This is a genomic window from Candidatus Dadabacteria bacterium (assembly GCA_026706695.1).
Classification (GTDB): Bacteria; Desulfobacterota_D; UBA1144; order Nemesobacterales; family Nemesobacteraceae; genus Nemesobacter.
The window spans coordinates 1-4995 of the sequence record JAPOYE010000037.1; the positions used below are offsets into that span (position 1 = coordinate 1).

At 54.1% G+C, this 4995-nt stretch carries 5 protein-coding genes; 1 reads left to right on the top strand and 4 read right to left on the bottom strand.

Features of this window, described 5'->3' with window-relative positions; translation table 11 throughout:
• Positions 1 to 140 precede the first annotated feature (140 nt).
• Together OXG10_02785 and OXG10_02790 are read right to left on the bottom strand one after the other, a co-directional pair.
• The gene (locus tag OXG10_02785; GenBank protein ID MCY3826296.1) at positions 141 to 479 is read right to left on the bottom strand and encodes a nucleotidyltransferase domain-containing protein; all 339 of its coding nucleotides are present in this window, start codon (positions 477 to 479) and stop codon (positions 141 to 143) included.
• Positions 472 to 894: a nucleotidyltransferase substrate binding protein gene (locus tag OXG10_02790; GenBank protein MCY3826297.1), complete on the bottom strand. Its 423-nt coding sequence runs from the start codon at positions 892 to 894 to the stop codon at positions 472 to 474. The genes OXG10_02785 and OXG10_02790 overlap by 8 nt, the downstream gene beginning before the upstream one ends.
• Positions 895 to 1312: 418 nt before the next feature.
• Here OXG10_02790 and OXG10_02795 point away from each other — a divergent pair, with 418 nt between their 5' ends.
• Positions 1313 to 2545, top strand: coding sequence for an ATP-binding protein (locus OXG10_02795; GenBank protein ID MCY3826298.1), 1233 nt, complete (start codon positions 1313 to 1315; stop codon positions 2543 to 2545).
• A gap of 27 nt (positions 2546 to 2572) precedes the next feature.
• Here OXG10_02795 and OXG10_02800 read toward each other — a convergent pair whose 3' ends face one another.
• A complete protein-coding gene (locus OXG10_02800; GenBank protein ID MCY3826299.1) occupies positions 2573 to 2704 on the bottom strand; it encodes a hypothetical protein in 132 nt (43 codons plus the stop codon).
• Positions 2705 to 2717: 13 nt separating this feature from the next.
• Positions 2718 to 4961, bottom strand: coding sequence for a tetratricopeptide repeat protein (locus OXG10_02805; GenBank protein MCY3826300.1), 2244 nt, complete (start codon positions 4959 to 4961; stop codon positions 2718 to 2720).
• Between the last annotated feature and the right edge of the window lie 34 nt (positions 4962 to 4995).

Below are 4995 nucleotides of genomic sequence, written 5' to 3' on the forward strand. Positions count from 1 at the left end.
GCGCACGTACGGATCTGTGCGGGGGGTGCGGGGAAACCCGCATTCCTACCGCAACCGGACTTGGGTGCGGGGAATGTCGAGACATAAGTTCCGGGGGCGAGGGTAACCGCCGCGGCATCTGTTCGGGGTTTTCCGCGTTCTCAGGGTCCCGGTTTTTCCGTATGCTGCCCGGATACGAGTACAATGTGGTCTCTCTCTATTTCCCTGTGGAAATTTTCCGGCAGGCACGCCCAGTCTCGGGCTTCCACCAGAAAGGGGATATTCGATTCCCGAAAGGCTTCCGAGAGCGCTTTCAGTCGGTCGGTGTCAATCCGCCGCAGCCCGGGCGCGCGCAACGCCAGATCCAAGTCGCTTCCGCCATGGCTTCGGCCATGAATGCGGCTGCCGTAAACCCAAGCCTCGACTCCGGGCAGGTGGCGGCGCAGCAGCTCTTCGATCATCTCCCGGTGCCTCGATGATAAGTGCAGTTTTTCAGCCATCGTCTGTTCCTTCCATTACATCGGCCAGTGCCTTGGCGTCAGCTATAAAATCCGGAAGCAGCCGGATCGTGCTCTCGGCGAAGTTTTTTCCGTAACCGTGCGCCGTATCGTTACGGTTGTCACGGTACGAAAGCCAGCGCTCGCAGGCTTCCGCGTCAATGAGGTCATGCTTGGCGGCGTAGCGGAAAAGGTCCTTGAAGACCAGTTGGTCCGCCCGACGGTTGTCAGCGAAATAAGCCCTCAGAACTTTTTTCAGCAGGTTGCCGCTCTGCTCCAGAATAATTTCAAACTCTTTTACGCAGGCCGCGCGGTAGGCGTCATAGGCGATTCCATCCGGGTCTGTGCGTTTCAACTCTTCGAGACAGTGTTCAAGAGTGTCAAGGCAGCGTCTGAGAAATTCCGTATCAATGCTCATGGTTTTTGCGGCCTCAAAACCCAGTCGCCTTCAGCTTTTCGGAAAATTCCAATCTTCTGGAAAAATACCCCAAAAGAACAAAGAAGGCAATTGAGTGTCAATGGTACGTTAAGGCGTCTTTCTGCTTCTGGTAGCTTATGACGCTTCGTTCATAGTTCCCGAACAGTTTTGTCAGCAGCGTTGTCTTGTCCGTCTGACGGGCGCCCGTAACGACAACGGTGGGAAAGTGCCCCGGCATGCGCCTGACTGACGCGGTTATTTCTCTTGGAAACTCATTATCCGACTCCCGGCAAAACATTCGCTGGCAAGATGGCGGAACTTATACTGTAAAAATCGCGGAGTTTCTACTGGTAAAATTGCGGGATTTGTGTTATAAAAATTGCGGAGAGCCTGCTGGTAAAGTGCAGGGGAGGAACCGATGGCTGAAATACTGGCGAGATGGCAGAAAAAATCTATCGAAACCGCGATGACGGAACGGAGGGTACTGCTTCTGGCCGGTCCTCGCCAATGCGGCAAGACAACCCTGGTCAGGCACCTTGACAGGGAAAATACCGAATACCGCACCCTGGATGACAAAATATCGAGAGAACTTGCCGGTGTCGACCCGTTTGAATTCGTCAATCATGAAAAAGGAATGCTGATAATTGATGAAGTTCAGAAAGTCCCGGACCTCCTGTCCGTTATAAAAATGAGAGTTGATGAGAACACAAGGCCGGGACAGTTTCTGCTTACAGGCTCATCCAACGTCCGGAAACTTCCGGGTGTGACGGAATCTCTTGCCGGCCGCGTCGCGAAGATAAGGCTTAGGACCCTTACCGAGGGGGAAATACGAAACACGGGAGCGGGATTCCTTAAGCGGGCGTTTGATCAGGACTTTAAATACCAGTGGGAGAATTACGAGCGTGGCGAGTTAATCGAAGCGGCGGCAAGAGGAGGTTATCCCGAGACCATAGGCCTTGGGGAATGTGCACGCAGGCGATGGCACACGGATTACGTGGAAGCGCTGCTTGAAAGAGACCTTGCCGAGATAGCCAGAATAAAAAACCATGATGCCATGCGCCAGCTCATGAGAGTTCTAGCCGCGTGGTCATCAAGGTTTGTTGATCTCTCCGCCATAGGCGGCGGGATGTCCATTCAGCGCGCGACTCTTGAGTCCTACCTGAATATGCTTGAGACCCTGTTTCTCGTGGAGCGCGTGCCGCCCTGGAGCGATACGGACTATGGGCGCGTCGGGAAAAGGAGAAAGATTTTCATGACTGACAGCGGACTGATTTTCTCAATGCTGCGTCTGAGCGTCGATCGGATAAGGAGGGATGCCGACCGCAGCGGGAAACTTCTTGAAAACTTCGCTTTCAACGAACTTGCGTCTCTTGTGGACGCCGGCAATGGAGAGTACGAACTCCATCATTACCGCGACCGCGAAAAACGTGAGATTGATTTCATCATCACCCGGGATGACGGTGCGATACTCGGCATTGAGGTAAAAGCCGCGACGGCTGTCCAGAGAAGTGACTTCAAGCACCTCAAGTGGTTCAGGGACAGAGTCGCCGGAAGAAATTCTTTTACGGGGGTGGTGCTGTATTGCGGAAAAACCGCGGGGTCTTTCGGTGAAGGGCTCTGGCTGGTTCCCTTCGGAGCGATGTGGGCCTGAAGGTTACCCCGGGGTCCGGCCTTGACATCAGGCTCCCCGGTCAAGTTCGTCGTGGCCCTTGGCGCACAGATAAAGAGCCTGCTCTGCGGCATCGCCCGACTGTTTTTTTCTTTTGCCGTTTTTCACAAGCCTGAGCGAGGGCGCGGGTTTTTCTTTCATTTCGGCTTTGCGATTATTCCAACCCCACCAGGTGCGAACGGGGAAGCTTTCTGTCTCCCCTGATAACGGCCTCATGTTCAAGTATGTACCGCCCGACGTCAACAGACGGATCTATGTCGGCTGCCCGCGCCGAATCTTCCATTGCTTCTTCTTCCCTGCCGATAATTTTTTTCGCGACACCTCTGAACAGGTAGGACAGGGCAAGCTCTGGGTCGAGGTCTATGGCCTCGTCGAAGTCACAGACAGCTTTTTCGTGTTTCCCCAGCGCGTTTTTGAGACACCCTCTGTTGTGATAGATGGCCGGCTCTGCGGGATCCATCTTTTCGGCTTCGTCAAAGTTGGCGACCGCCTCCTCGTATCGTCCGAGACATGAGTTTGCGAATCCTCTTTCATCGTAGGAGTACTCGTCTTCAAGCGCGGCAGCTTTATCGAAGTCGGCGATTGCTTCTTCGTATCGTCCGAGCCAGTTTTTGGCGCTTCCCCTCTCGGTGTAGAACTCCGGGTCTTCAGGGCAGAGACTTATTGCCCTGTCATAGTCCTTTACTGCTTCTTCGATCCGTCCCAGATTTCTGTTGATCCACGCTCTTTCGTAGCAGACGCCGGGGTCTTCCGGGTCAAGGCTTATGGCTTTGTCAAGGTCGGATAAGGCCTGCTCGTATTGTCCGAGTCTTGTGTTTGCGCGCACCCTGGCGTTGAGGAATTCCATATTTTCGGGGTCGAGGCGCACCGCGTGGTCAAAGTCCTCCACGGCCTCTTCAAACCGCTCAAGCGCTGTTTTGGCCCAGGCCCTTTTGTAGAAGGCACCGGAGTCTTCGGGGCCGAGTCTTATAGCCTCGTCGAAATCCGCTACGGCTTCTCCGTATCGTTCAAGTTTTGTGTTCATCCACGCTCTTTCGTGGCGGACGCCGGGGTCTTCCGGGTCAAGGCGTATGACTCTGTCGAGGTCGGCTAACGCCTCTTCGTATCGCACGAGTTTCGTGTTCGCCCACGCTCTCTGGGAAAAGGCGTGCGGATCTTCGGGATCGAGACTTATGGCTCTGTCAAGGTCGGCCACCGCCTTTTCGTATCGCCCGAGGCGCATATTTGCGCACGCCCTGTTGTAGTGGGCAAGAGGATCTTCGGGATCAAGGCTTATGGCCTTGTCGAAATCTTCAAAGGCTTTTTTCTCCAGTCCGAAGACGCATCTGAAAGCGCCTCTGTCAATGAGGGAAGAAACGTACTCGGGGTTTTCCCTTGCCGTTTCGTCGAAGTCCTCCGGGTAGTCTTCCCGCGGACCCCGGCTGTATCTCGCGACTCCCTTGTCGCCGTACGCCCAGGAGTTTTCAGGAGGCATATATTCATAGTAATTCTCGGTTTCACGATGGCGGTCCAGCATTTCCGAAAGCATTTGTTTAAGCGCCACGGTGTTGAGATTCTCAGGGTTAAGCAATATCGCTTTCCCAAGGTCTTCTTCGGCTTCTTCGTACTGCTCAAGGTATATTTCCGCAACTCCTCTCTGGAAATAGGACATATCGGCTTCGGGATCGAGCCTTATGGATTTGTCGAGGTCTTCAACGGCTTCTTCGTATCTTTCAAGCTTGATTCTCGCGACCCCTCTGTAGTAGTAGGCCCCTGCGTCTTCAGGGTCGAGATTTATTGTTTTGTCAAAGTCTTCTGCGGCTTCCCCGAACCGTTCAAGCTCGAGCTTTACGGTTCCTCTTTCGTAGAGAGCCATAATGTTTTCAGGATCAAGGCTTATCGCCTTGTCATAGTCGGCGACCGCTTCTTCGCGCTGATTCAGATACTGCTTCATTCTCCCCTTCTCGTAGTGGCATTCTGACATCCGGGGGGCAAGCCTAATGGCTCTGTCAAAATCACCTATGGCTTCCCTGTAGCGACCCAGTTCTCCCTTCGCTACCCCGAGGTTGTAATAGGCAAGTTCGTGCTTCGGATCAAGGCCCAAGGCTCTGTTGAAATCCGCCATGGCTTCCGCGACGCGGTTCAGGTTGAGTTTCGCAACCCCGCGGTTGATATAGGAAGCGGTTCTTTTCGGATCAAGGCTTATGGCTTTGTCATAGTCCTCGATGGCTTCTTCGTACATCTCCCGTGCGCTCTTCGCGACTGCCCGGTTGTGGTACGCGCTCGCGTCGCGCGGATTGAGTTCTACGGCGGCGTCAAATTCGCGAATAACGGGGTCCTGAATGTTCCCGCCGGTTATAAAGCCTCCGGTCAGGGGGTCGTAGTATCCGTCCTGCGTGTCTTCAGGGTGTTTTTTCATCGCATCGCCGTTTTTTCGCAAGCATCTCCTTCAT

Coding starts and splice junctions, on each gene's coding strand:
- OXG10_02785 (MCY3826296.1), bottom strand. CDS start 479: ATGGCTGAAAAACTGCACTTATCATCGAGGCACCGGGAGATGATCGAA.
- OXG10_02790 (MCY3826297.1), bottom strand. CDS start 894: ATGAGCATTGATACGGAATTTCTCAGACGCTGCCTTGACACTCTTGAA.
- OXG10_02795 (MCY3826298.1), top strand. CDS start 1,313: ATGGCTGAAATACTGGCGAGATGGCAGAAAAAATCTATCGAAACCGCG.
- OXG10_02800 (MCY3826299.1), bottom strand. CDS start 2,704: ATGAAAGAAAAACCCGCGCCCTCGCTCAGGCTTGTGAAAAACGGCAAA.
- OXG10_02805 (MCY3826300.1), bottom strand. CDS start 4,961: ATGAAAAAACACCCTGAAGACACGCAGGACGGATACTACGACCCCCTG.